Source organism: Actinosynnema sp. NPDC037264, assembly GCF_055603705.1.
Window position 1 is genome coordinate 1 of sequence record NZ_JBVJVK010000078.1, and the last position, 25,101, is coordinate 25,101.

The 25,101-nt window shown below is 71.9% G+C and carries 19 protein-coding genes; 6 read left to right on the plus strand and 13 right to left on the minus strand.

All coding sequences use genetic code 11. The annotated features are described in order from the left end of the window. Nucleotides 1–133: 133 nt before the first annotated feature. Nucleotides 134–1,843 carry an RICIN domain-containing protein gene (locus ACZ7GX_RS41180; protein WP_498785472.1) on the minus strand — a complete coding sequence of 570 codons (1,710 nt, stop codon included), beginning with the start codon at nucleotides 1,841–1,843 and terminating at the stop codon, nucleotides 134–136. Nucleotides 1,844–2,155: 312 nt separating this feature from the next. Then, nucleotides 2,156–4,171: a cellulose binding domain-containing protein gene (locus ACZ7GX_RS41185; RefSeq protein WP_498785474.1), complete on the minus strand. Its 2,016-nt coding sequence runs from the start codon at nucleotides 4,169–4,171 to the stop codon at nucleotides 2,156–2,158. Between the two features lie 557 nt (nucleotides 4,172–4,728). Between ACZ7GX_RS41185 and ACZ7GX_RS41190 the strand changes: the two genes are divergently transcribed. From ACZ7GX_RS41190 to ACZ7GX_RS41200, 3 genes are read left to right on the plus strand one after another with little or no spacing between them, the layout of a single operon-like run. Further along, a complete protein-coding gene (locus ACZ7GX_RS41190) occupies nucleotides 4,729–5,910 on the plus strand; it encodes a DUF418 domain-containing protein (RefSeq protein ID WP_498785477.1) in 1,182 nt (393 codons plus the stop codon). Further along, nucleotides 5,907–7,109, plus strand: coding sequence for a sensor histidine kinase (locus ACZ7GX_RS41195; protein WP_498785479.1), 1,203 nt, complete (start codon nucleotides 5,907–5,909; stop codon nucleotides 7,107–7,109). The genes ACZ7GX_RS41190 and ACZ7GX_RS41195 overlap by 4 nt, the downstream gene beginning before the upstream one ends. Then, on the plus strand, nucleotides 7,106–7,744 hold the full coding sequence (locus ACZ7GX_RS41200) for a response regulator (protein WP_498785481.1): 639 nt from the start codon (nucleotides 7,106–7,108) through the stop codon (nucleotides 7,742–7,744). Before ACZ7GX_RS41195 ends, ACZ7GX_RS41200 begins: the two co-directional genes overlap by 4 nt. 1 nt (nucleotide 7,745) lies before the next feature. Here the strand turns inward: ACZ7GX_RS41200 and ACZ7GX_RS41205 are convergent, their stop codons facing one another. Beyond that, nucleotides 7,746–8,120, minus strand: a complete 375-nt coding sequence (locus tag ACZ7GX_RS41205; protein ID WP_498785483.1) for a winged helix-turn-helix transcriptional regulator — start codon at nucleotides 8,118–8,120, stop codon at nucleotides 7,746–7,748. 80 nt (nucleotides 8,121–8,200) lie between these two features. Between ACZ7GX_RS41205 and ACZ7GX_RS41210 the strand changes: the two genes are divergently transcribed. Next, on the plus strand, nucleotides 8,201–8,611 hold the full coding sequence (locus tag ACZ7GX_RS41210) for a RidA family protein (RefSeq protein ID WP_498785485.1): 411 nt from the start codon (nucleotides 8,201–8,203) through the stop codon (nucleotides 8,609–8,611). Between the two features lie 91 nt (nucleotides 8,612–8,702). Here ACZ7GX_RS41210 and ACZ7GX_RS41215 read toward each other — a convergent pair whose 3' ends face one another. The 3 genes from ACZ7GX_RS41215 to ACZ7GX_RS41225 all read right to left on the minus strand — a co-directional run bounded on the left by ACZ7GX_RS41215 (nucleotide 8,703) and on the right by ACZ7GX_RS41225 (nucleotide 12,676). Continuing rightward, the gene (locus ACZ7GX_RS41215) at nucleotides 8,703–10,955 is read right to left on the minus strand and encodes an RCC1 domain-containing protein (RefSeq protein WP_498785487.1); all 2,253 of its coding nucleotides are present in this window, start codon (nucleotides 10,953–10,955) and stop codon (nucleotides 8,703–8,705) included. Between the two features lie 138 nt (nucleotides 10,956–11,093). Then, nucleotides 11,094–12,008 carry a hypothetical protein gene (locus tag ACZ7GX_RS41220; RefSeq protein ID WP_498785489.1) on the minus strand — a complete coding sequence of 305 codons (915 nt, stop codon included), beginning with the start codon at nucleotides 12,006–12,008 and terminating at the stop codon, nucleotides 11,094–11,096. Between the two features lie 86 nt (nucleotides 12,009–12,094). After that, the gene (locus tag ACZ7GX_RS41225) at nucleotides 12,095–12,676 is read right to left on the minus strand and encodes a vWA domain-containing protein (protein ID WP_498785491.1); all 582 of its coding nucleotides are present in this window, start codon (nucleotides 12,674–12,676) and stop codon (nucleotides 12,095–12,097) included. A gap of 150 nt (nucleotides 12,677–12,826) precedes the next feature. On the opposite strand from ACZ7GX_RS41225, the gene ACZ7GX_RS41230 reads away from it, so the two are divergent. Then, entirely contained in the window at nucleotides 12,827–15,769 is a 2,943-nt protein-coding gene (locus ACZ7GX_RS41230) for an AfsR/SARP family transcriptional regulator (protein ID WP_498785493.1), read from the plus strand. A 48-nt stretch (nucleotides 15,770–15,817) separates the two neighbouring features. On the opposite strand, the gene ACZ7GX_RS41235 is transcribed toward ACZ7GX_RS41230, so the two are convergent. Continuing rightward, nucleotides 15,818–17,029, minus strand: a complete 1,212-nt coding sequence (locus ACZ7GX_RS41235) for a helix-turn-helix domain-containing protein (RefSeq protein ID WP_498785495.1) — start codon at nucleotides 17,027–17,029, stop codon at nucleotides 15,818–15,820. 113 nt (nucleotides 17,030–17,142) lie between these two features. Then, entirely contained in the window at nucleotides 17,143–17,316 is a 174-nt protein-coding gene (locus ACZ7GX_RS41240) for a hypothetical protein (RefSeq protein WP_498785497.1), read from the minus strand. Between the two features lie 247 nt (nucleotides 17,317–17,563). Here ACZ7GX_RS41240 and ACZ7GX_RS41245 point away from each other — a divergent pair, with 247 nt between their 5' ends. Continuing rightward, nucleotides 17,564–18,460 (plus strand): hypothetical protein, encoded by an 897-nt coding sequence (locus tag ACZ7GX_RS41245; protein WP_498785499.1) that lies wholly within the window; start codon nucleotides 17,564–17,566, stop codon nucleotides 18,458–18,460. 63 nt (nucleotides 18,461–18,523) lie between these two features. On the opposite strand, the gene ACZ7GX_RS41250 is transcribed toward ACZ7GX_RS41245, so the two are convergent. The 5 genes from ACZ7GX_RS41250 to ACZ7GX_RS41270 all read right to left on the minus strand — a co-directional run bounded on the left by ACZ7GX_RS41250 (nucleotide 18,524) and on the right by ACZ7GX_RS41270 (nucleotide 25,038). After that, entirely contained in the window at nucleotides 18,524–21,598 is a 3,075-nt protein-coding gene (locus ACZ7GX_RS41250; protein WP_498785501.1) for an ATP-binding protein, read from the minus strand. Beyond that, nucleotides 21,595–22,203, minus strand: coding sequence for a hypothetical protein (locus ACZ7GX_RS41255; RefSeq protein ID WP_498785503.1), 609 nt, complete (start codon nucleotides 22,201–22,203; stop codon nucleotides 21,595–21,597). The genes ACZ7GX_RS41250 and ACZ7GX_RS41255 overlap by 4 nt, the downstream gene beginning before the upstream one ends. Nucleotides 22,204–22,214: 11 nt before the next feature. Then, nucleotides 22,215–23,828 (minus strand): tyrosine-protein kinase family protein, encoded by a 1,614-nt coding sequence (locus ACZ7GX_RS41260; protein WP_498785505.1) that lies wholly within the window; start codon nucleotides 23,826–23,828, stop codon nucleotides 22,215–22,217. Further along, nucleotides 23,828–24,418: a TIR domain-containing protein gene (locus tag ACZ7GX_RS41265; RefSeq protein WP_498785507.1), complete on the minus strand. Its 591-nt coding sequence runs from the start codon at nucleotides 24,416–24,418 to the stop codon at nucleotides 23,828–23,830. The genes ACZ7GX_RS41260 and ACZ7GX_RS41265 overlap by 1 nt, the downstream gene beginning before the upstream one ends. A 206-nt stretch (nucleotides 24,419–24,624) precedes the next feature. Next, nucleotides 24,625–25,038, minus strand: coding sequence for a hypothetical protein (locus ACZ7GX_RS41270; protein ID WP_498785509.1), 414 nt, complete (start codon nucleotides 25,036–25,038; stop codon nucleotides 24,625–24,627). Nucleotides 25,039–25,101: the final 63 nt, after the last annotated feature.

Sequence of the window (25,101 nt, forward strand, 5' to 3'; positions counted from 1 at the left end):
TTAAACACCCCCGGCGTCACCCACCTCTGTGGCATTGTGGGGGGCTGCCCCCCGTTCGTCGTGGACGGCGGGGGAGGGGGAAGTGGCTCTTTCGGTGCGGCGGGCCCCCCCCCCCCCCGCACCGGACAGGGGTCTACCCGAACGTGACGACCAGGCGGCCGTCCGAGGCGTAGGACCAGCGCAGCGCGCCACCGTAGGAGGCGCAGCGGGAGCCGTTCGTGCCGCTCCAGAACTGGTTGGTGCTGTCGACGCTGCCGACGGTCTTGTCGTTGGTGCCGCTGCCGCTGCGGCAGGACGTGTTGCCGCTGAACACCGAGGAGCCGCCGTCGAAGCTGAAGTTGCGCTCGGCGTTGTCGATGCTGACGTTGTCGGACACGGTCATCGTGCCGAGGTTGCGGTTGTAGGTGAAGCCGTGCTTGCCGTTGTCGTAGGCGATGTTGCGGCGGATGACGTGGTTGACGCCGATGTCCTCGCCGCCGAGCTTGTAGCCGTTGCGGTCGCCGTTGCCGGCCTGGCCGCCGTTGCTCAGCGTGCCGTTCTCGTAGGCCAGGGAGTCCTCGATGGTCACCGCGCCGATCGGGCCGGTGTCGGTCTTGGTGTAGAGGTCCCAGCCGTCGTCGATGTTGTTGTGCGCCACGGCGTAGCGGAACACGTTGCCGGGGCCGGAGGTGAGCTTCGCGGCGAACCCGTCGGCGTCCTCGCCGTCGGAGTCGGCGTTGTCGTGCGACTCCGCGCTCAGGATCAGGTTGTTGGCCGGCCACTGGTCCTTGGGCGTGGTGGACAGCATCCGCGACAGCTGCAGCCCGGTGTCGCGGTTGAAGCGCGTGACCGTGCGCTCGAAGACGTTGTTGCTGCCGCCGATGAAGATGCCGTTGTCACCGGCCCGCTCGACCACGATGCCGCGCACGTGCCAGTAGTTGCCGTTGACCGCCAGGCCGCGGTTGGCCGGGTCCTCCGCCTGGGCGGAGAAGTTCAGCACCGGGGTCTCGCCCGGGTAGGCGAACAGCTCGGTGCGGTCGCCCGAGGCGCCGTTCTTCCCCTGCGGGATGGTGACGGTCTGCGTGAAGCGGTAGGTGCCGCCGCGCATCAGGATCGTGCCGCCGGCCGTGATGCGGCTGATCGCCGAGGTGAGCGTGGTCGGGTCGGCCTGCGTGCCGGCCGCGCCGTCGGTGCCGTTCGGCGACACGTACAGCGCCGAGGCCGGCGGCTGGGACGTGGTCGTGGTGGTCGTCGTCGTGGTCGTGGTCGTGCTGGTGGTCGTGCTGGTGGTGGTCGTCGTCGTGCCGGTGGCCGGGGTGAACGCCCACTGCTTGGAGACGACGCTGTCGCAGGAGTTCTGCTGCACCAGGGCGCCGATCGCGGTGGAGCTGTCCTTGACGTTCATGCACTTGCCGCCGTTGGCGTTGACCACGCGGTAGTTGCCGCCGATCGCCGTCACCGCCCAGACCTGGCTGGAGCCGCCCGTGCACGTCTGCTGCTGGATCGCCTTGCCCGCGCTGGTCGACGCGTCCTGCACGCCGACGCACAGGCCGGTCGCGGCCGACGTGATCCGGAACCCGCCGCTGACCGCGGTCAACGTCCACCGCTGGGCCGCGACGTCACCGCACGCCTGCTGCCGCAGCTGCACGCCGCTGGTCGACCCGGCGGCGTCGAGGCAGTGCCCGCTGGCGGCGTTCTTCACGGTGTAGGTGCCCGCGCCGACCGCCGCTTGCGCGGACGTGGCGAGCGGCCACGCCGCGAGCGTGGCCGCCAGGGCGACCACGGCGCCCACCGCGGCCACACCACCGCGGACGGCCCGCGGTCGTACAGCCCGCGTCGCTGCGGGCTGCTCCGATGTGCTCATGCCGACTCCACTTCCGAAACGATTCCGGCGGCCACCGCCGACTTCTCGCGCACGACCGAAAGCGGCGAACACCTCGCCGATTCACAAATATGACCACCGGGCAGGGAAAGCTATTTCACTTCGGATGCTAGGAGCTGCGGCACATCCGGTCAACGCCGCGGATTCGCTTTTCCACCCGAAATATGCGCTGGTCACACTCGTGAACAAATTCGACCCGAAACCGGTCATGAATGTGAACGAACGACGTTCGGTGAAACGCCGCTGCCCCCTGTCGACCGCGGTCGGCAGGGGGCAGCGGGAACGAGCGCCCGGTCAGCGCGTCGTGCAGAGCTTTCCGTTCAGGAAGTACTTCACCGGTCGCACGTTCGGGCCCTGGTAGCTCCCGACGAACCCGGCGGTGGTCGACGCGCCCGGCGCCAGGGTCGCGGTGTTGGCCACGGACACCTGGTAGCCGGTCTGGGCCCAGGTGGCGTTCCAGCCGCTGGAGACCTGCTGCCAGGTGGTGGGCCAGGTGTAGGTCAGCGTCCACCCGGCGACGGGCGTCGTGCCGGTGTTGGCGATCTCGAGCTCGGCCACGAAACCGTTGCCCCAGTTGGTGCTCTCCCGGTAGGTCACCGCGCACGTCGACGTGGCCGGGGTGCCCGTGGTGAAGGTCAGCGGCGGCGAGGACCACGACACCTTGCCGGCGTTGTCGCGCGCGACCAGGTTGACCGTGTACTTCGTCCCGGGCATGAGGTTGGCCGCGGTGAAGGTGGTGCCGATCGTCTCGCCCCACTGATCGGTGCTCGCGCCGTTGGCCCGGTGCACCTCGTACTTCACGCCGGCGGGCGGCGCGGGCCAGGACAGCGTGGCGGTGCGGTCGGTGACCGAGTCCACCACCGGGCGGGCGGGTGCGGCCGGACCGGTCGCGGAACCGTTCGGCTTGAGCACGAGGGTGGTGATCGAGTACGGCGGCAGCGTCGCCGTGGACGACGAGCCGGTCGTGGTCGAGATGCCGGTGTCGCCGTTGGCGAAGGTCAGCACGGTCGCGTCGGCGGCGGCCGAGTAGCCCGCGAACCGCAGGTCGACGGTCTTGGCGGCGTCCGGGTCCTGGTTGATCAGCATGACCGCGAGGCCGCCGTCGGGCCGCCGGGCCGCGTGGCTGCGCACCAGCGGGTCGGTGGAGGCGGTCGTGACGAGCTGGTCGCCCGGGCGGGCGAAGCGGGACACCATCGAGATCGCGTGGTAGGGCGCGAACGGGGTGTTCAGCGCGGGCTGGCACACCGTGCCGTCGGCGGTGCAGTTGCCGCTGGAGAGCAGGCCGTAGTCGTCGTAGTCGGGGTGGCCCGCGATCTCGCGGACCTGGCCGATGCCGTTGTGGACGTTCCACCAGTCCACGTTGAACACGCCTTGGCCGATCATCGTCGCGTAGGCGTCGGCGGCGAACAGCGCGCCCGGCTGGGTGTTGCGGCCGTAGGAGGTGTTCACCTCGGTCAGCGCGATGCCGAGGTCCTTGCCCGCCAGGCGGCGCGACTGCTCGCGCACCAGGGCGACCTGGTCGCTCACCCGGTCGGTCTTGGCCAGCACCTGCGCCGCGGTGTCACCGCTCGGGTACCAGTGGATGATGCCGAAGTCGACCACGGGACCGGCGATCGACAGCACGACCTCGTTCCACGACGCGGAGTCGCCCGCCGCCGTGATGCCGTCCGGCCACTCGCCCGGCGTGGTCAGCACCGCGCCGATCTTGATGGTCGGGTCGACCGCCTTCATGGCCGTGGCGTAGTCGCGGACGAGGGTGGCGTAGTAGGTCGGGCTCTTGTCCGGGTGGTGGTCGGCCTCCCAGCCGGAGCCGTAGTGGCCGTTGCCGTAGTTCTCGTTGCCGATCTCCCAGTACTTCACGCCGTAGCGCTTCTCGACGTTGGCGTAGCGGACCCAGGCCGCCGCCTCCTCCGCCGTGCCGGTGCCGTAGTTGGCGGTGACGATCGCCTGCCCGCCGGCCCTCCGGACGCCGCCCATGAACGTGTCGAAGTCGGTGTTGGGCGCCACGTACCCGCCGGGCGCGGTGTGGTCGGCCCAGTGGTAGATGTCCGAGTACGACCCGCCCGGGTAGCGCATCGCCTTGACGCCCGCGTCCTTGAGCAGGTCGGCGACGGCGTCGCTGCCGAGGTGGGTGTCCCAGATGGCGTGGTTGACCCCGGTGGCGGCCTCGTGCACCACCTCCAACCCCGCCCTGGTGTTCACCGTGACGGTGGCGGCGGCGTCGGCCTGCGCCGGCGAGCCGGTGGTCAGCACGACTTGGGCGACGACGAGCGCGGCGAGGGCCGGCAGCACGACGGGACGCGGTCTCATGGGGAATTCCTCATCGACGGTGATGATCTGGGAGCGCTCCCAAACTGTGCGGCGCGCCCTGGGACTTGTCAATGACCAGGATCGAAGCGCTTCGCCACCATCATCGAACGTCGTACAACCGGCCTACCGCCCCCTCTGCCGCTTCGCCCAACGGGACGTGTCCGTCAACCGCGGTCGGTCACCGTGACCCCGCCGCTCGCGCCCATGCGAGAACGGTCGGCCGCCACCTGCTCGCGTGCGCCGACCAGGACCTCGTGCACGTCTCGACCAGGGAAGGGATGGTGCCGATGCTGCGGGAGAAAGCGCCGGCCGAAGCATTGGCCCACGCGGCGGACCTCGCCGATGGTGCAGTCGATTCCGCCGAGCAGCCGCGCGCCTCCCTGCCTCCGGTGTCCTAGGACCGAGTGCGGCGTTGTCTTCGATCAGGCCGCGTCGCAGCGGCCGAGTCGGTCCTCGCGCATCGACCGATCGGTTGATCGTCGGCCGGCCCCGGCGGATGCGCGCGATCGGTCGGACCGTCGATCCGCGCCCACCCGTCCGCACCCGAGGCTGGGCCCATGACTCACACGACTGCCGCGGTGGGGCCGGTTTCCGCCGGGGAACGGGTGCTCGCGCCCGACCTGGCCCGAGGCCTCATGCTCGCCCTCATCGCGCTGGCCAACTCCGTGCCCTACCTCTACGGCCGCCAGTACGGCGTGCGCCAGCACATCGTCGAGCACGGCCTGCTCGACCGGCTCGCCGGCGTCCTCAACGTGACCTTCGTCGGCGGCCGCGCGTACCCCCTGTTCGCCGCCCTCTTCGCCTACGGCGTCGTGCACTCCTACCGGCGCCGGCGCGAAGCCGGGGTGGACGACCGCGAGGCCAAGAGGCTGCTGCGGCGGCGCAACCGTTGGCTGATCGTGTTCGGCGCGGTGCACGTGGTCCTGCTGTTCCCCGGCGACATCCTGATCAGCTACGGGATCCTGGGTTTCCTGGTCCTGGGCTGGCTGCGGGTGTCGGACCGCAAGCTGCTCGTCGCCGCCGGGCTGTGGCTGGTCGTCGTGGCGTTGGTGCAGGGCGCGTCCGAGCTGGCGCCGGCGACCGGCGGGCGGCACCACTTCCTCTCCTTCGAGACCGCGGACCCCGTCGAGGCGGCGGTCCTGCGACCGGCGGAGTGGCTCCTGACGCCGTTCGGGATGATCGGCGTCGGCAGCGCCGCCCTGATCGGCACCTGGGCGGCCAGGCGCACCGTGCTCACCGACCCGGCCGCGCACCGCCCCCTGCTGGTCCGCACCGCCGTGATCGGGCTGGCGGTGGCCGTGGCGGGCGGGTTGCCGATCGCCTTGGCGGTGGGCGGGTTCTGGCACCCGACGGCCCCGATCACGCTGTGGGGCATCGCGGCGCTGCACGCGGTGACCGGTGTCGCCGGCGGTCTCGGGTACGCGGCGCTCATCGCGTTGGCGGCGGTCCGCCTCGACCGGCGGCGGGGACCGGTCGTGCGGCTGCTCGAAGCCGGCGGCCAGTACTCGCTGAGCTGCTACCTGTTCCAGTCCGTGGTGTTCGTGGCGCTGCTGGTGCCGTACACGCTGGGGCTCGGCGCGACGCTCGGCACCGCCGGGCTCTCCCTGGTCGCGCTCGGCACGTGGCTGGTCTCACTGCTCCTCGCCGCACTGCTCCGGCGCACGGGGAGGCGTGGCCCGGCGGAGGCCTTGTTGCGCCGCCTGACTTATCGCCGTGCGGCGGCGAAGATGTCGGCGTGACGACGGTGGACGAACGGCTGGGCTTGTTGCGGGAACGGCGGTGGAACCAGACGTGGGCGTTGGCCCCGCTCGGCCTGCTGCTCCTGGCGTGCGCGGTGTCGGTGGCGACCGACCCGCGCGGCTGGGCGCACCACGCGGTCACGCTCGCCATCGCCGCCGGGCTCGCGGTGTGGCACTGGTGGTTCGTGGTGGCGCACCCGCAGTGGTGGGACCGCTGGGTGTGGGCGATGGCCGCGTACTTCGTGGGCATGCTCGCGTTCAGCTGCGCCTTGGTGGTGCGCAGCGACGCGTTCCTGATGTTCGTCCCCATGTGCTACGTGCTCGCGTTCGTCGCCCTGCCCGGGTGGCGCGCGTACGCGGGCGTGATGGCGGCGAACGTCCCGTTCCTGCTGGTCTCCGGAACCGACGTGCGCCAGTCGCTGATCAACATCGCCCTGGGCACGCCGCTGGCGGCGCTGATCGGCGGCGTCATCAGGGCCATGGAGCGGGAGGCGATCCGCCGCCGGGAGACCAACGCCGAACTGGTCGCCGTGGCCGCGGAGAACGCCCGGCTGCACGGTCTCCTGGTCGAGCAGGCCAGGGCCGCCGGTGTCGCCGGCGAACGCGCGCGGCTCGCGCGGGAGATCCACGACACCGTCGCCCAGGGGCTGACCGGGATCGTCACGCAACTGGAGGCGATCGACGAGCACGCCGTCCCGCCGGGCCCGGTGCGCGCCCGGCTGGAGAACGCCGGTGAGCTGGCGCGCACCAGCCTGGTGGAGGTCCGGCGCTCGATCGAGGCGCTGCGACCAGGACCGCTGCAGGACGCCCGCCTGGGCGACGCCGTGCGGCAGGCCGTGACGACGTGGCGCGACCAGTACGGCGTGCCGGCCGCGTTCACCGTGACCGGCACGCCCCAGCCGCTGCACTCGGAGGTCGAGGTGACCGTCCTGCGCGCCGCCCAGGAAACCCTGTCCAACGTGGGCCGGCACGCGCTGGCCGGGCGGGTGGACGTCACGCTGTCCTACATGGAGGACGTGGTCGTGTTGGACGTGCGTGACGACGGGACCGGGTTCACGCCCGGGGAGGACGGCGGCTTCGGGCTCACCGCGCTGCGGGAACGGGTGCGCGCGTTGGCAGGCGGCGTCGACATCGAGTCCGCGCCGGGCGGCGGCACGGCGGTCAGCGTCACCGTCCCGGCGATCGGGGTGGACCGGTGACGCCGCTGCGGCTGGTGGTCGTCGACGACCACCCGGTGGTGCGCGACGGGCTGCGCGGGATGCTCGGCACGCAGCCGGACCTGGAGGTCGTCGGCGAGGCCGCCTCCGGGACCGAGGCGCTGACCGTGGTGGCCGCGGCCCGGCCGGACGTCGTGCTGACCGACCTGCGGCTGCCCGACCCCAGCGGCGGCGTGCTGATCCGGATGCTCCTGGACCGAGTCCCGAGCACCCGGGTCCTGGTGCTCACCACCCACGACACCGACTCGGACGTGCTGCCGGCCATCGAGGCGGGCGCGATCGGCTACCTGCTCAAGGACGCGCCGCGCGAGGAGCTGTTCCGCGCCGTGCGCGCCGCCGCGCGTGGCGAGACCGTGCTGGCGCCGTCCGTCGCCGCCCTCCTGCTCGCCCGCATCCGGCCCGCGCGCCCGCTGACCGAGGCACGGCTGAGCGCGCGCGAGCGCGAGGTGCTCGCGCTCGTGGCCGAGGGGAAGACCAACCGCGAGGCCGCCGCCCGCCTCTACATCAGCGAGGCCACGGTGAAGACCCACCTGCTCCACATCTACGCCAAGCTGGAGGTCGCCGACCGCGCCTCGGCGGTGGCCGCCGCGTACCGGCGGGGCGTCCTGGACGGGTGAACTACGCCTCGTCGTCGAACCGCGCGCGTGCGCGTTCGACGTCGGCCATGTTGACGGTGGTCCAGCGCAGCAGCGCGTCGATCAGGTCTTGCAGCGTCGTCCCGAGGGGCGTGATGCGGTACTCGACGGCGATCGGCCGCGAGCTGATCAGGACGCGCTCGACCATCCCGTTGCGCTCCAGGCGCCGCAGCGTCGCGGTGAGCGACTTCTGCGTCACGACCGGGATCGCCCGGCGCAGCTCGTTGAAGCGCGAGGGACGCCCGCACAGCTGGTCGAGCACCTGCAACGACCACTTGTCGAGCACCTGGTCGAGCAGCTCGCGGTGCGGCGCGGCGATCTGAGGGCTCCCGGAGGCCGGCTCGGTGGTTTCCTGCATGACACCTAGTCTCGTTGAAGTTCCTTTCGTGTACCAGGTAGACCTTGGATACCACCAACTACCAGCGTGAAGGACTTCCCGTGACCGTGCGGTTGCTGACCCCCGAGGGCATGTTCCAGCCCGTCCCCTACCACCACGTCTCGATCGGCACGGGCACCCGCCACGTGCACGTCGCCGGCCAGATCGCGCGGGACGCCGAGGGGAACCCGGTCGCGACCGGCGACCTCACCGGCCAGGTCGCCCAGTCCCTGCGCAACACCGCGCGCGGCCTGGCCGGCGCGGGCGCGGACTTCTCCGACGTCGTGCGGCTGAGGTTCTTCGTCACGCACTGGAGCCCGGAGAAGATGGACGACTTCATGGCGGGCATCGCCGAGGTCGCGGACGAGCTGGGGATCCCCCGCCCGTTCCCGCCCGTGTCGCTCATCGGCGTCGACTACCTGTTCGAGCCGGACGTGCTGGTCGAGGTCGAGGCGTTCGCGGTCCTCGACTGACCGGCGAACCGCAGTCCACAAAGGACTGTCGACGCGAGATCGCCCGCTGACCTGGTGGCGCTGGTCAGCGGGCGATCACGCCGAGGAGGACCTACCGGGCGATGGCGTAGGCGCTGGAGCCGGTCGCCGCGATCGCGGCGACCGGCGGGAGGCCCGGGATCCGCTGCGGCGTGAAGGCGGTGCCGCCGTCCCGGTCACCCAGCTGGTACCAGACGTTCACGCCCCAGCCCCACACGCTGCCGTCGTCCAGCACCGCGTACCCGTTGCCGCCCGCGCCGACGACCTCCGCGACCCGGGTCAGGCCGACGACCGGCGTCGGCTTCCTGACGTCCCGCCCCGCACCACCGACACCGGCCTCGCCGTGGGTGTGCGCACCCCAGGCGACGACCGTCCGGTCGGTCCGCACGGCGTAGCCGGTCCGGCTCGACGCCGCCACCGACACGACGCCGCCCAGTCCCGGCACCGGGGTCGGGGTGCCGGTCTGCCCGGACGACGTGCCGTTGCCGAGCTGCCCCTCCGCGTTGCCTCCCCAGGTCCACACGGTCCCGTCCGCGCGCAACGCGTACCGGGTGTCGCCACCCGCGACGAACTCGGTGACGTCGGTCAGACCGACCACCCGGACCGGCGTCGACGAGCCGGCGCCCGTCGTGCCGACGCCGAGTTCACCGGAGGAGTTGGACCCCCAGGACCACACCGTGCGGTCCGACCGCACCGCGTACGCGGTGCCGCTGGACGCGGCGATGGCGACCACGTCGTCGACGCCCTCGATGCGGACCGGCACGTCGCTGAGGCGCTCGGGTGACGTGCCGGGTCCGAGCTCGTCGGAGTAGTTCATGCCCCAGCCCCAGACGGTGCCGTCGGCGCGCAAGGCGTAGCCGGTGCTCCACGCCGACGCGATCGCGGTGACGTCGGTCAGCCCCCTGACCCGGACCGGCACCGGCGCGAACCCGCCGTCCACGTGCCAGCCGGCGCCGAGTGCGCCGAAGTCGCTCGCGCCCCAGGCCCACACCGTGCCGTCCGCCCGCAGCGCGTAGCGGCCCGCGACGGCGCGCACACCGTCCAGGCCGGACACCAGCCGAGGGGTGTTGTCGCCGTAGTAGGCGTTGGAGCCCGTGCCACCGCCCGAGCCGAGCATCCCGTCGTTGTTCTGGCCCCATGCGTACACGCAACCGCTCGCGCAGGTGGTCGGCACGGGGGCGAAGTACCCGGCCATGTCGACGACCAGGTGCACGCTGCCGGCGCCCGGCCGCAGCACGACCACGCCGGTCATGCCCAACATCACGGCCGCCAGGTTCGGCACCGTGGCGGGGGGCGTGACGTTGAGCGTCGACGACCTGGCGGGGCCGGCACCCCCCGGACCCGCGCTGACGTAGGTGGCCGTGGACGCCTCGGTCGCCGTCACGTTGAGCAGGACCGCGGTCGCGTCGTCGGGGACGGACCCGGTCCAGCCGAGCCACAGGGACTTCGGGTCGTCCGGCCGGGCCGGCGCCGAGGAACGCGTGTCACCGACCCGGACCGGGTCCACCGGGTAGAACCCGAGGCCCTCTCCCGGCACGTAGAACCCGGCGAGGTCGGCGATCAGGTCGACCGTGCCCTGCCGCGTGTAGAGGTCCACGGTCCGGTCGTCCCCCAGCGCGACGGTCACCAGGTTGGCCCGCGTGTCGCCCGGCACGAGGTTGAGGTTCGACGCGGTGGGCCGCGGCTCGCCGTGCGGCCACGCGGTGACGTAGGTGTCGGCGGTGACGTTGGTGGCGGTCAGGTTGAACGTCACGGCGCTCGCCTCGGCCGGGATGACGCCGGTGAGGTCCAACGGGAGCGAGCCGTCCGCGTTCGGCGTGCCGACGCCGGTGCCGGCGCGGGTGTCCAGCACCCGCGCGGCCGGCAGCGGCTGGTACCGCGAGCCGGCGTTCGTGGCGTAGTAGCCGGACAGGTCGGCCAGCAGGTGCACCGTGCCGACGGCGTTGAACAGGTTCACCCGACGGGTCGGGCCCAACTTCACCGTGACCAGGTTGGGGCGGGTCTCACCGGGGACGAGGTTGAGGTTGGACGCGGTGGGGCGCGTGCCGTCCGCGGGCCACACCGTCACGTACGTGTTCGAGGTCGGCTCGGTCGCGGTCACGTTCAGCACCACGGCCGTGGCGTCGGCCGGTGTCCGCGAGGACAGGTCGAGCACCACGCTCTGCCCCGCGCCGACGATCCCGCCACCCGTGCGGGTGTCCAACACGCGCACGGGCGTCACCGGGGTGTAGGCGGACGCCACCGGATCAGCCTCGGCAACGGCCGGTGAAACCACCACCACCGACAGCAGGAGCGCCGCCAACGACACCACGACGCGTCTCGCCATACCCGTTTCCCCTCATCACCCGATCTCGCGGCGGAGCCTGACCCCCGAGCGGGCGCGAACTCGCCCGCGTCCGAGCCGAAGTCCCTGGCAGACCGGACGGCTCCACCTCGCCGAGTCGGCCGTGCCCGCGCGGCCGTTCTACTCGCCCGACGCCTCCCAACGCACTCCGTAGGCCAAGCCCGGGGTGAGGTGGCGGAACCTCAGGTGGATCTCGCCGGCCCGGTCCACCGGGTGTCGGTGGCCCTCGTCGGCCGGGTCCGCGCCGTCGTGCCGGTGAGCGCCGTCCAGCACCCGCACGCGCGGCGGGGTCGGTGCGCCGCCGAAGCGGACCCTCAGGTCGAGCAGGTCCACCGGGTGCTGCGGGACGTACAGGAAGTACGACCGCAGCGCGTGCGCGGTCGGCGGGCGCAAGCGGATCGCGAAGTCGTGCGAGTCGCCACCGTCCACCCGCGCCGGCAGGGCCAGGGTGGAGCGCTCGACCAGCGTGCCGCCGTACAGCACCCGCACGTCGAGGTCGGGCCGGTCCAGCGGCAACGGGGGCGTCAGCGCCAGCTCGCGCAGGCCGTCCCGGTCGGCGACGACCCGGTGCCTCTCGATCACCTCGGGACGCGGCCGGTCCAGGGTCAGCACGGCGTGCAGCTCGGCGGTGCGCCAACCGCCCGTCGGGGCGTCCCGCCGGGGACGCGGCGCGTCGGCGGCCAGTTCGGCCAGGTGGCTGATGGCCTCGTCGACCCGGCGGCGGACCGTGCGCGGGTCGCGGTCCATCCTGACCGCCGCCCAGTACACCCGGTCCTGGTAGAGGGGCAGCCGGGCCTCGGCGTCGATGGCGAACGCCGCCAGCGTGGCCAGGCGCAGGTCCGCCGGCAGCCGCCCGGCCAGCTCGGAGAGCCGGTCGGACACCTTCCGGCGGATCGCGCCCGGCGCGTCCCCCTCGGTCACCCCGCAGGTCGCGCGCAGGGTCGGTCCCACCCGGTCCCCGATCCTGCCCGCCAGCACGCCGCGACCCTTGCGGAGCGACTTCAGCTCCCGGACCAGGTCCGCGTACGCGTTCATCGCCTCACCCCCGTCGATCTCCACCGCGTTCCGCCGTGCAGCGTGCGGCCGGCCAGTGGACCGGACGTGGACACATCGTGGATGGCCTAGACGCGGTCGGGCCGCCGCGCCGTCCCGGTCACCGACACCGACAGCGCGGTGCCGAGGCGGATGCCGTCCTGGCCGAGGAAGACGCGGAACGTGCCGATGCGGTCGAGCGTGCCGCGGTCGACCGCGCCCAGGCCGAAGGCGATCACGGTCGGGCGCGGCGGCCAGGCGGGGTCCGCCAGCGCGGCGAACGCCGCGGGCCAGGTCGCCGGGTCGGTCGGCCGTCCGTCGGAGGTGAAGAAGACGACCGGGCGGTGCACCCGGGCGTGGCGCGCCTTCAAGGTGCGGACGTCGTGCGCGATCGTCTCGCGCAGCAGGGCGAACGCGGGGCCGAAGTTGGATCCCGTCCGAGGTCTCGCCGCGCTCAGCCCGGTGAGCTCCGCCGCCGGTCGCAGCGGTTGCAGCACGGTGGACGCGGCCGCGAACCCGACCACGCAGACCCTGATCCGCGCGGCGGCCGCCGGGTCGGCGTGCACGGCGCCGCGGAACTCGCGCAGGCCGGCGTTCACCTCGTCGAGGTGGTCGGTCATCGAGAGCGACACGTCGCACACCACGTAGCACGGCAGCACATCGGATCCCATGCGGCTCCTCCATCCCACACCTTTTGCGGACAGGCCGGAGCGTGGCGGGTGTTTGTCTACCGGCGGTGGACCCAAGGCGGATTCCGACACACATTCGGCCACTCGTGCGACATCCGTCGTAGACATCGGCTCGCGAACGCAGGAGGCAGCGTGGAATTTCGGATGCTCGGTCCGTTGGAGGCGTGGCACGGGAGTGCTCGGCTGCCGTTGGGCGACCAGCAGCAGCGGTTCGTGCTCGTGGTGCTCCTGCTGCACGCGAACAGGCCGGTGTCCACCGAGAAGTTGACCGAGATCGTGTGGGGCGGCAACCTCGACCGCCGCAACCTCGTGCGCGGCTACATCAACAAGCTGCGCAAGGCGTTCCAGGGCAAGGACGCGTTGATCGAGACCACGCCGACCGGCTACCTGCTGCGGGTCGACGACGACCAGCTCGACACCCTTCGGTTCGACCGGTTGCGCACGGAGGCGGAGGCAGCGCGCGCCGACGACCCGCGCCGGGCGATCGCGCTGTTACGCGCCGCCGTCGACCTGTGGCGGGGCCGGTTCCTGGAGGACATCGACCACGACCGGGTCGGCGGCACCGAGCTGATGTCACCGGACGACAGCTACTACGACGCGGTCGGCGACCTGGCCGAGCTGGAGCTGGACGCGGGCGACCACCGGTCGGCGCGGGACCGGCTGCGGCCGGTGGTGCGCACCGACCCGGCCCGGCAGAAGCACGCCGGGCTGCTCATGCGGGCGTTGATCGCGAACGGCGACCGGACGGAGGCGGGCCGGGTCTTCCACGCCGCCGAGGCCGCGCTGGCCGAGCAGGGCTGGGAGCCGGGGCCGCAGCTGCGCAAGCTCGCCGCCCGCGCCGAACGCGGCGAGCCGACCAGCTCGCTGCCGTCGCGGGAGGGCGGGTTCACCGGACGTGACGCGGAACTGGAGTCGGTCGAGGCGGTGGCCGCGACACCGGGCGAGCGGCGCGCGGTCTGGGTGAGCGGCGCGCCGGGCGTGGGCAAGACCGGCTTGGCGGTGGAGGCGGCGCACCGGCTGCGGCACCGGTTCCCGGACGGGCAGCTGCTGGTGCGGCTCAACGGCTACACGCCGAACGTGTCCCCGACGACGGTGTCGGACGCTCTGGACCAGCTCCTGGGCGAGCTGGGCGTGCCGCCCGAGCTGATCCCGGCGTCGGTGAACCGGAAGTTCACGCTGTACCAGACGGAGCTGTACGGCACGCGGACGTTGGTGGTGCTGGACAACGCGCACTCACCGGAACAGGTGCGGTCGCTGCTGCCCGAGGAGGCGGGCTGCTTCGCGATCGTGACCAGCAGGCGGGTCGGCGAGCCGGACACCGGCGCGCACCTGCGGCTGCTGGAGCTGCCGCCCGAGGACGCGTTCGCGCTGTTCCGCACGCTGACCGGCCCGCTTCGCCTGCGTGGGCGGTCGGCCGAAGTGGCTGGTGTGGTCAAGCGGTGCGGTTACATGCCGGTGCACATCCGGGTGGCCGCGGCGCTGTTCCGCCGGCACGACGGTTGGCCGTTGGAGCACCTGTTGCGGCAGTTGGAGGAGAGCGGCCCGTGGCCCGCGGACGGCGACGGCGCGGACGGCGCCGCGGTGCGCGTGTCGTACCTGCAGCTCGGCTCGCCGCAGCGGGAGCTGTTCCGGCTGCTCGGCCACCTGCCGGGACCGGACCTCGACGTGACGGGTGCGGCGGCGCTCGCGGGCCGCGAGGTCGCCGGCGTCCGCGCGGTGCTCGACGACCTGCACGAGGTCTGCCTGGTGGAAGAGGTCGCGCCGGAGCGGTACCGGATGCTCGACCCGCTCAAGGAGTTCGCCGCGGCGGAGCCGCCGCCGACCACGCCGACCGAGCACGCGGACGCCCTCCTGCGGCTGCTCGACTTCTACCTGGTCGGTCTGGCGGGCGCGGTCGGCGCCGCCAACCCGTTCGACCGGGCGCAACTGCCCGGCGTGCACCGCACCAGCCGGGTCGTGCCGGCGTTCGGGGACAAGGCCGACGCGACCGCGTGGATCGCCGCCGAGCTGGACAACCTGGTAGCCGCCATCCGCTACGCCGCCGATCACGACCTGCCCGGCCACGCGTGGCGGCTGGCGGTGCTGATCTGGCGCCACTTCAACACCACGAACCGGTTCGAGGACTGGGTCGCGACGATGGAACTGGCGCACGGGGTCGTGTCCGCCGAGCCCGACGAGCACTACGGCCGGGCGCACGTGCAGCTCCGGCTGGCCACCGCCTACGACCGGCTCGGGCGGCTCGAGGAAGCGCTCGACCTGGCCACTCGTGCGTTGGCGGAGTGGCGGTGGCTCGGCGAGGTGCTCGGCGAGGCGGTCACGTTGTGCGCGATCGGCATCCCCCTGATGGAACTCGGCAGGCACGACGACGCGATCGAGCACTTCGAGGCCGCGCTGGAGAAGTACGAGCGGTGCGGTGACGTGCGCGGGCAGGCGCACGCGTTGAGCATGCTCGGCACGTGCGACGAGGAGCGCGGCGACCTCGACCGCGCGTTGGGCCGGCACCTGGCCGCGGTGCCGATGCTGCGCGAGGTCGACCACGTGCACGGACTGGCGCACGCGTTGAACAACCTCGGCTCGGTGCAGCAGCGGCTCGGCCTGGCGGACGAGGCGTTGCAGTCCCATCTGGAGGCGTACGGCCTGGCCGAGCGGCTCGGCGACGACTGCCTGGCGGCCTACGCGCTGAACTACACCGGCAACGTCCACCGGTCGCAGGGCCGGCCGGCCGAGGCCGCGCGGTACCAGGACCGGGCCAGGGAGAAGGCAGCCGGGGTGTCCGACGCCGACCTGCGCACGCGCCTCTTCCTCGACCGCGCCGCGACCGCCTGGGACGGCGGTGACCGGTCGGAGGCGTTGCGCTCCTACAAGGCGGCGCTGGACCTGGCGGCCGGCACCGGTCACCGCGGCCACGAGGCGCACGCCCACCGCGGCGTCGCGCGGGCGTTGCACGCGCTGGGGCAGCACACCACCGCCGCCGGGCACTGGGACGCGGCCGAGGCCGGGTTCGTCGCGCTCGACCAACCCGAAGCGGCCGAGGTCAGGGCGGAGCACGAGGCCCTGACCTGTGCGTGCCGCTGATCTCGTGACCGTGCCCGGCGGGTCGCGGGGACCCGCCGGGCGCACCGGTCAGTACCGCTGCTGCAACACGCGCCGCAGCTCGGGGTAGACCTCTTTGACCGCGCCGTGGTTGCGCCAGCGGGCGAGGGTCCTGGCCAGTTCCCGCAGGTCCGTCCGCACGGTCGCCGAGTCGACCTGCGCCGCGTCGTCCAGCGTGCCGGTCAGCGTCACGCAGCTCTGGTCGATCTCGCCCGCGAGCGCGTGGGCGAGCGAGCGGCGGGCGCCGAACCGGGCCCGTGAGCGGCGGGCGGCGGGCGGCAACCCGGCCAGCTCCCGGTCCAGCACGGCGGCCGACTCGACCGTCCGCCCGAGGTCGCACAACGACCACCCCCTGGCCAGTTCCGCCGGGTCGGGCGCGGTCGAGCCGAGCACGGGGTAGTCGCGGGTCTCGGAGGTGGACGCGCCGAGCAGGTGGGCGGCACGGTCCAGCGCCCGGTCGAAGGAGCCCTTGTCGCCCGCCAGGGCGTGCCCCTGCGCTTCCCGCCGGGAGGCCAGGCCGAGGGTCCGCAGGCTCGCCTGGTCCACGCGTTGCGCCTGGCGGGCCAGGTCGATGGTGCTCGTCGCGTCCTGCCGGTAGAGCGCGAGTCCGGCCTCCCGGACGAGCGCGTAGCTCACGATCTCCCGGTCGCCGCCCGCCCGCGCCAGTTCCGACGCGTGCCGCGTCCACGACAGCGCGCCCTGCTCGTCGCCCGCTTCCTGGTTCATCCAGCCCGTGTACTCGGCGATCCGCGCGGCGAGCAGCAGCAGCCGCGTCCTGATCGGCTGGGGGTTCTCGTGCGCGAGCGCGTGCACCGTGCGCACCAGGGCGACCAGCGGTTCGAGGATCACCACCGGGCTCGTCTGCATGCCGAGGGAGCGCAGGTGCTCGAACGAGGTCCGCATCCCGACGACCACGCGTTCGTCCGGCACCGGTCGGGGCCCGCCCCTGAGCGCCATCCCGAGCACCGTGCCCGTGCCCGCGACCAGCACGTGGCGGCGGTCGAGCGCGAGCCCGGCGTCGGCGAGCCGCTCACGCGCCGAGCGGGCCGCCTCGATGAGCGCGCCGCCCGCGTCCAGCACGCCGTCGCACAGCCGCGCGATCGTCTCGTGCGGCGGCTTCAGGTCGTTCTCGATCTTGCTGAGATAACCCTTGCTGTAGTGCACGCGCTTGGCCAACTGCCCTATCGACAGCCCCGCGGCCTCACGGGATTCACGCAGTAATTCACCAAATGATCCGCTCACCCGAGCCTCCTGATCCGGCTTGATCCCGAGTACACCACTGCTCCTGGCCCGGCGCAATCGCCCGGCCGTCCGCGAAATACCCGCGAACAGCCGGGCGCACATTTGCGGTCCGGTCAGCCGTGCCACGGGTTGCCGTCGGGGCCGACGGTGACCGTGGTGGGCGGCGGGCACTCGTCGAACGACGAGGCCGAGGCGCCGCCGCCCGACGCGAACACGGCGACGACGGCGCACAGACCGGCCAGCGCCACACCGGCCTTGGTCACGAAAAAGGACACGTTCTTGGACATGGCAAATCCTCCACGAGAATTCGGTGAATGCGATCCGGGCGTTTATCCGAAGTCTTCCGCCCTCACCGACAATGATTCACCGACGCAGTGGGGGTGACCAGGTGTTGCCCGTTTCCCGGCGGCCGGGCAACGGGCAACGGCGGCGCATCCACTCCTCGTCCACTTCCGGTCGACAGGCGGTGCCGATGCTGTGCCGGCAGATCAGGACGGCCGGCCACCACGCCGGCGTGAACAGGGAGGTTCGGTCGTGAGCGAGTACGACGTCGCCGTGTCGTTCGCCGAGGAGGAGCGCTCCGCGGTCGAGGAGGTGGTCGAAGCGTTCAAGCAGCGCGGGCTGACCGTGCTGCACGGGCCCGAGCAGACCCACGAGTGGTGGGCGCACAAGGAGGGCGGCGACCTGCCGGACGCGCGGGTGCGGTTCTTCGTCCCGTTCGTCTCGGAGGTCGACGACTTCACCACGGCCGCGCTGCGCGCGGTCAAGGCCGGTGACGAGCACGTGCTGCCGGTGCTGCTCGGCGGCGTGCCCGTGCCGCCGGACCTGCTGCACCCGCACGTCGCCTACGTGCGCGGCACGGCCCCGGACCAGCTCACCGAGGCGTTGGTCGCCCGGATCGAGACGGCGGAGGCGGTCGGTCGGGAACGCGCGCCGGTCACCGAGGTGGTCACCAGGGTCAAGGCCGTCGCCCCGGTGCAGGAGGAGCCGGCGGAGCCGGTCGTGCCCGCCACCTTCAGCCGCTACACCGAGCAGGACGCGACGCTGCGGTACCTGGGCGCGCAGTTCGCCGCGGCGCTGCCGAGGCTGGAGCGGCGCGGGTTCGTCGGCACCGCGCACGTCGGCGAGACGCGGATCGCCGTGCGCGTCGAACGGGCGGGCGACACCCTGTACGCGCTCGACATCCAGCGCGGCGGGATCGGCGGCGACGAGACGGTGAACTTCGTGGTCGGCAAGCAGGACGGCGCCGCCGCCCTCACCAACGGCTGGGCGCGTCCGGTCTACGACACCGGCGTGGGCGCGGCCGTGCTGGAGGTGCACGACTTCTCGGTGCTCGGCGGCAGCGGCACGGCCCGCGCCTACCGGCGGGAGGAGCTGTTCACCGCGCTCTGGCAGCGGATCGACGCGGTGCTCGCCGCCACCGTCGGCTGACCGTGCGACCGGACGCGCTCCCCACCCGTCACGGGCGGGGAGCGCGTCTCGTCGTACCCGGGGTCAGCCCTGGTCGTCCCGCGCCCGGTCGAGCACCTCTTCCAACCGCAGCGGGCTCGACGGGTGGTGGCTCAGGCACAGCGGCGCCCGCATCCGGCGGAACCCGAACGTCTCGCCCGTGGCGTAGAACTGACCGCGTTCCAAGCGCGAGATGTCGCCGACCGAACTGCCCTTGGCCCTGGCCATGTCGTTCGCCGCGGCGATCTGCGCCGGGCTCTGCAGCCTGCCGAAGAACTGCGTCGTCGCGTTGCCGACCACCTGGTTGTGCACGCCCTTCGGCGCCTGGGTGGCGAGCAGCAGGCCCAACCCGTACTTGCGGGCCTGCGAGGCCAGCAGGATCGTGGTCCGCGTGCTCGCCGCCTGCCCGACGGACGGCGCGATGGTCTGCGCCTCGTCCATCACGACCAGGCCGCCGAGCGGCCGGTCCACCGCCGGGTTGCGCTTCATCCAGGCGAACACCTCCAGCTGGAGCTGGCTGACGAACCCCTGCCGCTGCTCCTCCGACGGCAACCCGATGAAGCTGATCACCGAGATCCGCGCCCTCTTGCCCGGCGTCGGGGTGAGCAGCACCGCCGGGTCCGTCGGTTCGCCCGCACCGCCGAGCAACGGGTCGTTGACCATCGCGGCCCGCAGCGTCTCCGCCAGGTCCGCCGCCGTCGCGCGGCCGGTGCTGAGCTTGCTCACCCCTTCCGGCAGGTCGTCCAGCACGTCGATGAACGCCGACAGGTCGCGCCCGTCCGTGCGGGCGTAGTGCGTCAGCGCCTCCTTCAGCACCGCCCGGCTGCGGGCGGCGGACTTCGAGTCGCCGCCGACCTTGGCGTGCGGCACGAGGCGGGCCAGCGCCGCCTCGATCGAGGCCGCGAACTCGTCGACGTCCCCGCGCACCTCGGTGAAGTCCGGCAGCGGGTGGAAGCTCAGCGGCCGGCCACCGGCGCGTCCCGGCGTCCACACCACCACCTCGGTATTCGCGAGGTACTCGGCGGCGGTGTCCGCGTCACCCGGCAACCAGTCACCGGGCGCCTCCGGCCACGCGTCACCCAGCCGTGCCAGGTCGTTGTTGGGGTCGAGCACGATCGCCGACACCCCCCGCAGGGCGCACTCCTCGACGATCCGCCGCAACAACACGGTCTTGCCGCTACCCGACCCCGCGAACACGATGGCGTGCTTGCGCAACGACTCCAGCTCGATCCGAACCTCACCGTCCACGCCGAGCACGATCTCCGTCGGCGACGGCGGCTGCGCCCGCGCCGGCGGGGGCCGCGTCTCCTGGTGCCCTGCCGCGGACCGGTCCGACCCGGGCAGGACCTCCCGCAGGAACGTCGTCCGGCTGGCGGGCTTGCGCGCCACCAGCCACGCCAGCAACTGGTGCGTCTGCGCGGCCAGCATCTCCTTGAGCGCGCTGAACGTGCGCAGGTCGTCGTCGGAGATCTCGACCCACCGACCACCGGCCTGCTCCACCTCGGCGAGCTCGGTCCGCGTCTTCGCCCCCTTCCACCCGTCAGGCCCGTTGCGGAGCAGCACCAGGTGCCGGTTCTGGGCGCCGACGCGCGCCGCATCCCGAACCTTCCGCATCCGGTTCAGCACGGACCGGCCGTGCGCGCTGGCGATGAGGCGGAACCCCCAGCGCTCGTCCGTGTCCAGGTCCTCGTCCAGCGTGCGGAGCAACCGGGCGTGCAGGTCGCTGCCACCGTGGAGTTGCTCGGCCTGCCACACCATGTCGTCGTTGCCGACCTCGTTGATCCACGACTTGAGCCCGGCCAGCAACAACGCCGGCATCACGTCGTCCTCGTTGTGCTGCTTCAACTCGCCTACCGAAACCTCCGCCTTCTCCCGCAACCGCTCGAACCGGGTGTCGAACTCCTCGAAGTGCTCCGGCTCCAGCCCGACCTCCTCCCGGGGACGCGGCTCGTCAGGCTTCTCGTCGAAGGACGTCAGCTCCCGGACTTCGCCGTGCAGGCACGCCTCGGCGTGCGCGTGGATGCGCTTGAGCAGCACGCGAGGGGTCAGGGTGACCGCCCATCGCACCCCGAACGCGTCCGGGGACACCGGCCAGGTCGGGTGCGGCGGGGTGAACTCGATGCGCCGGTAGACCACCCCGAGCCACTTCTCCACCAGCGCCCGACCGATCACCGGGTCCACGATCGAGCCGAGGAACGGAATCTCGGTGAACCGGTCGGTGACCGTGTCGCTCGCGATGTCGTGCAGCATCTTCCAGGTGTTGGGCAGGCACGCCACTATCGACAGCGTCCGCCTGGTCTTCTCCCGGAGCTTCATCAACCCGTCGGCGATGAGAGCGAGTTCCCCCTTCAGCTCCGGGTTCTTCACCTTCTCGCCGATCACTCCCTGATCGAGGTTGACCAGGGTGTCCAGTTGGTCGACGGCGATCACGCACGGGCCGGTCAGCGCCAGGACCCGCGAGATGTCCCGCACCAGGGTCTGCGCCGGCTTCGACCGGGGTGGCAAACCCCACTCGCCGCCCGCCTCCACCACGCCTTGCAGGTAGGCCAAGCCGATGTCGGCGTGCTCGGACGCGTAAAGCGCGAGTGCCCGGATGGTGTCCGCGCACTCGACCGCGATCCGGGCGTTCACCCCGCGCAGGTGGACGAGGAAGGCAGTCAGGTCCTGCGGGGTCAGCGTCGTCTCGCCCCTGACCGCCGCCGCCACCTCCGCCGGCACCTTCGCTGCCTGGCACAGCTGCCGCAGCAGCACCGTGAGCTGCAGTTCACCGTCATCCGTGCTCCGGCGCAGCTCGCTGCGCATCGCCTCGGCGACGTCGTTCCAGAACTCCTGACCCGTGGTCAGCTCGACCAGGAAGAAGTAGCCGCCTTCGCGCTGCACCATGCGGCGCACCGAGCCGAGCAGGTGGGTCTTGCCGACCCCCTTGCGCCCTTGGAGCACGAGGCCGATGGGACTGGGGCCGGTGCTGGCCCTCGCATCTGCGATACCGGCCAGGATCCGCGTCTCCGCCCTGGCGTGCAGGCCGTCCACGTGCGACGGCGACGTTTCCCAGACGTCGTCGGGCGTCTCGGCGGAGTTGAAGCGGAGAGCGGCCAGTGCCTTGCGCTGTTGCTCGGTCATGATTCCTCGATCGCCACCAGGTGGTTGTCCTCGCCGGCGACCCGGACCGCGGCCGCGTGGTCGGCGTCGGTCAGCACCTTGCGGTTGGAGTCCGGGGCCAGGTGCACCGTGCCGGTCTTCACCATCTCCAGCAGGACCGCGTCGACCTCGTCCTTGTCCGCGCCGTTGAGCTTGGGGCGCAACTTCGCCAACCGCACCCAGTCCTGTGGCTTGACCGACAGCGCCAGGTAGGCGGCGCGGATCACCGACTCCAGGTCCGCACCGGAGCGGATCACCTCCGCCAGGGTGTTCCGCCGCTGGTGGTAGCGGATGAAGCGCCGCAACACCGCGAAGTGCGCCCGCGACAGCGGACCCGACTTGGACGGCGGCTCGCCCGAGGCCAAGTCGTCCATGCACCAGGAGATCCCCTCGTCGGTGATCCGGTGCCAGATCCGGTTCTTCTCCTTCCACGACTGGAGGAGGCCGATGTCGTTCAACCTCTCGCGGCCGTCCTTGCCCAGCCTCACCTTGAGTTCCCGGTCGAGCTCCACGTTGGGCACGTCCCGGCTCTCCAGCATGAGCACGATGAGCGCTGCTCGTTCGTCGTTCCCGAACTTCTCGGGCATGGCTTCGCCTTTCAGTCGGTGGACGCGTCGATCCGGCGGTCGATCCGGTCCAGGAGGGTGTTGATGTCGGTCAGCAGGCCTTGGGAGGCGATGAACCGGCCGTCGTCCGCGTGCGACTTGGACAGCACGCCGAGGTCGACCGAGAAGTCCCACAACGCCGCCAAGTCGCCGTTGTCGAGCGCGGTCGCCATGCCGTGCACGGTCTCCTCGACCAGCGACAACCGGCCGACGGACGGCAGCCGGTCCGGCACGGCGCGCAGCGCGGCCGCCGCGTTCCGCAGGGCGTCGCGGTCCGGGTCGAGGTCACCGGCGGACGTGCCGGTGATCATGTCGTGGAGGTCCCGCGCCACGCCCGGCCCGAACTGGAGGTGACGCAGGTTGCGCAGGAAGCCGGGCAGGTTGCGGGGGTCGGTGCCGTCGGTCAGCACGCAGAACAGCCGCCGCTGACCACCGTCCGGGCCGATGGTGTGCCGCAGGAACCGCTCCACCTCGGTGACCTGCCACCGGCTCAACCCCTGGTCCACCACCAGGCACAGGTGCTCGGCCAGCTCGCTGGTCCTGTCCAGGATCTCCAGATCACCGGACGACGACCGCTCGACCCGCACGCCGAAGCCGCGCAACTCCTCCACCAACCGGTCCGCGACGTGCAACGCCGACCGCGGGCTGGACACCAACAAGTCCAGGTTGAAGTCCTGGCGCCGATCACGCGCCGACGCCACGTAAGCGTCCCGGTTGTCGGCGAGGACATCGGTGCGGTCGAACTGCTGCGCGATCACCGCCGCCACCGTCTCCAGCGCGAACGAGACCTGCCCCGCCGCCGGCGGGCGCTCCTGCAGCACCGACAACTGCTCGCCGAAGCTCCAGAACGGGATGTACGGCAACGTGAGGTGCCGCAACATCTGGTCTTCCGCCACGTTCTTGACCAGCCAGTTGCGGAACAAGGGCCCGACGACTTCGGCGCACTTGCGCCGCCACAGCTCGGCCCGCTCGTACTCCACCGAATCGTCCAGCCGGGACAGGATCGGGAGGACGAGGTGCCGGGGCCGGTCGTAGGGCATGCGGTCGCGCGCGCTGTCGGCGCGGCGCACGACGTCCACGATGTCCTTGAGGTTCTGCTCGTTGGCGGTGAACAGAACAGCCAGCCGGTCGGGCAGGTGCGCCGTGCAGATGCCCGCGATGTCCGAGACGCCGGTCCGGCTGTCGATCAGCACGAAGTCGTAGTCCTCGGTCCACTCCGCCCGACAGCGCTCCAGGAACTCGGCGAACCCCCGCCGGTAGAGCTCTTCCCAGTCGATGCGCTGCATCCGGTCCGTGTACGAGTCGTCGTCACGGCCCGCGGCCAGCAGCGCGAGCGTGCTGCCTTCGACGTCGAGCCGCACGGCGTGCGGTCGCGGGCCCTCCGCTCCGGCGAGGAAGTCGTGGGCGAGGTCAATGACGCCGCCCACGGGTTGCTCGGCCATCACCGGCTTGAAGTAGTGGTGCAGGCCGGGTGCTTCGAGGTCCCAGTCGACGGCGAGCACGCGGTAGCCCCACCGGGCCAGCAGCACGGCGATGTTGGCCAGCGTGAAGCTCCGCCCGACGCCGCCCTTGTAGGAGTAGAAGGTGATGACGGTCCCTGTGGCCATCAGAACCTCGGCAGAGGAGGTGTCGGGGCGAGCACGGGGTCGGGTGGGTCCACGTCCGGCCAGTCGGGTTGCCAGGGGGGCACCTGCTGGACCAGCGCCACGAGGTCCTCAGCCAGCTTGTTCACCTCGTGGTGGAACCGCACGAATTCGATGGTCTGCTGGTACGCCGGGTCGGGATACGCGAATTCCTTGAAACTTACCCAACCTCGGCGCTTACCCTCGGGCGGGAAGTTGTCCGAGTCCGAGTAGAGAATGGGGTAGATCAGCCCTTGAGGTTTCTCCAGGCTGGCCAGGCCCAGCATCCGCTCCCTCTCCAACATGTTGTGCCACTCGGCCAGGCACCACGGTGAGGCGAAGTACTGCGGGTTCAGCAACTGGATCATGATCTTGCTGTGCCGCAGGGCGTGCCGCAGATCGGACGGCCAGTGCACCGCACGCGGCATTTCCCGGTCGACGTAGATCCTCGGCGTCGGCGCGAACTGGTCGGCCAGACAATCCGACAGCTTTCGGAGGAAGTGGTTCAACAGCCACTGCTGGACGGTTCCACGACGGGCGTAGCTGATGAAGAAATCGAACTTGTAGCCGGACACGCGGCAGATGATATGCAGCAGCCGAGCCCGAAAAACAGACAAAAAAGTGGGCAGTCAGGGCCGTACTGGCCAAAAAGTGGACAATCACGGGACCGCGGCGTCGAGGACGAACCCCGTACCGGACGTCATCCCAACAAGCCCTTGTCGCTCACCACACTGCCGGCGTCCGGCGACAAGGGACCTGCTCAGCACTTACCCCCGAGCCGTCACCAGGCGCCGGTCTGCCCACGTCCCGGCACTGCCTGCGGACCGTGGCCGGGCGGCGGGGGCAGCGGCGGGCCGGACGGCGGACCCATCGGACCCGAAGCGGGCGCGGCCGTGATCCGGGTCCGGTCGAACTGCCCGATCGCGACGGCCGCCCCGATCAACGCGACACCGCCGATCGTGAGCCCGAGGTAGCTGAGGGTGTCGACCAGCCCGCCCGGCCCGCTGTACGTGGCCGAATCGGTCCTGCAGGTCATGCGCCCGGACGTCCCGCTGCCCTCGGGCTTGCAGCTCCACGACGCCGTGATCTGACCACCCGTGACCCGGGCGTCGACCGCGATCAGGATGATTCCCAACGCCGCGGTGCCGATGCCGAGAAAGACGAGCAAGGCGCGAACGACCCGAAGAAAGATCACAGCCGCACGTTAACCCGCACACCTCTCGCGCGTCCTCGTATTGCCGCATCCCACGGCCACCCC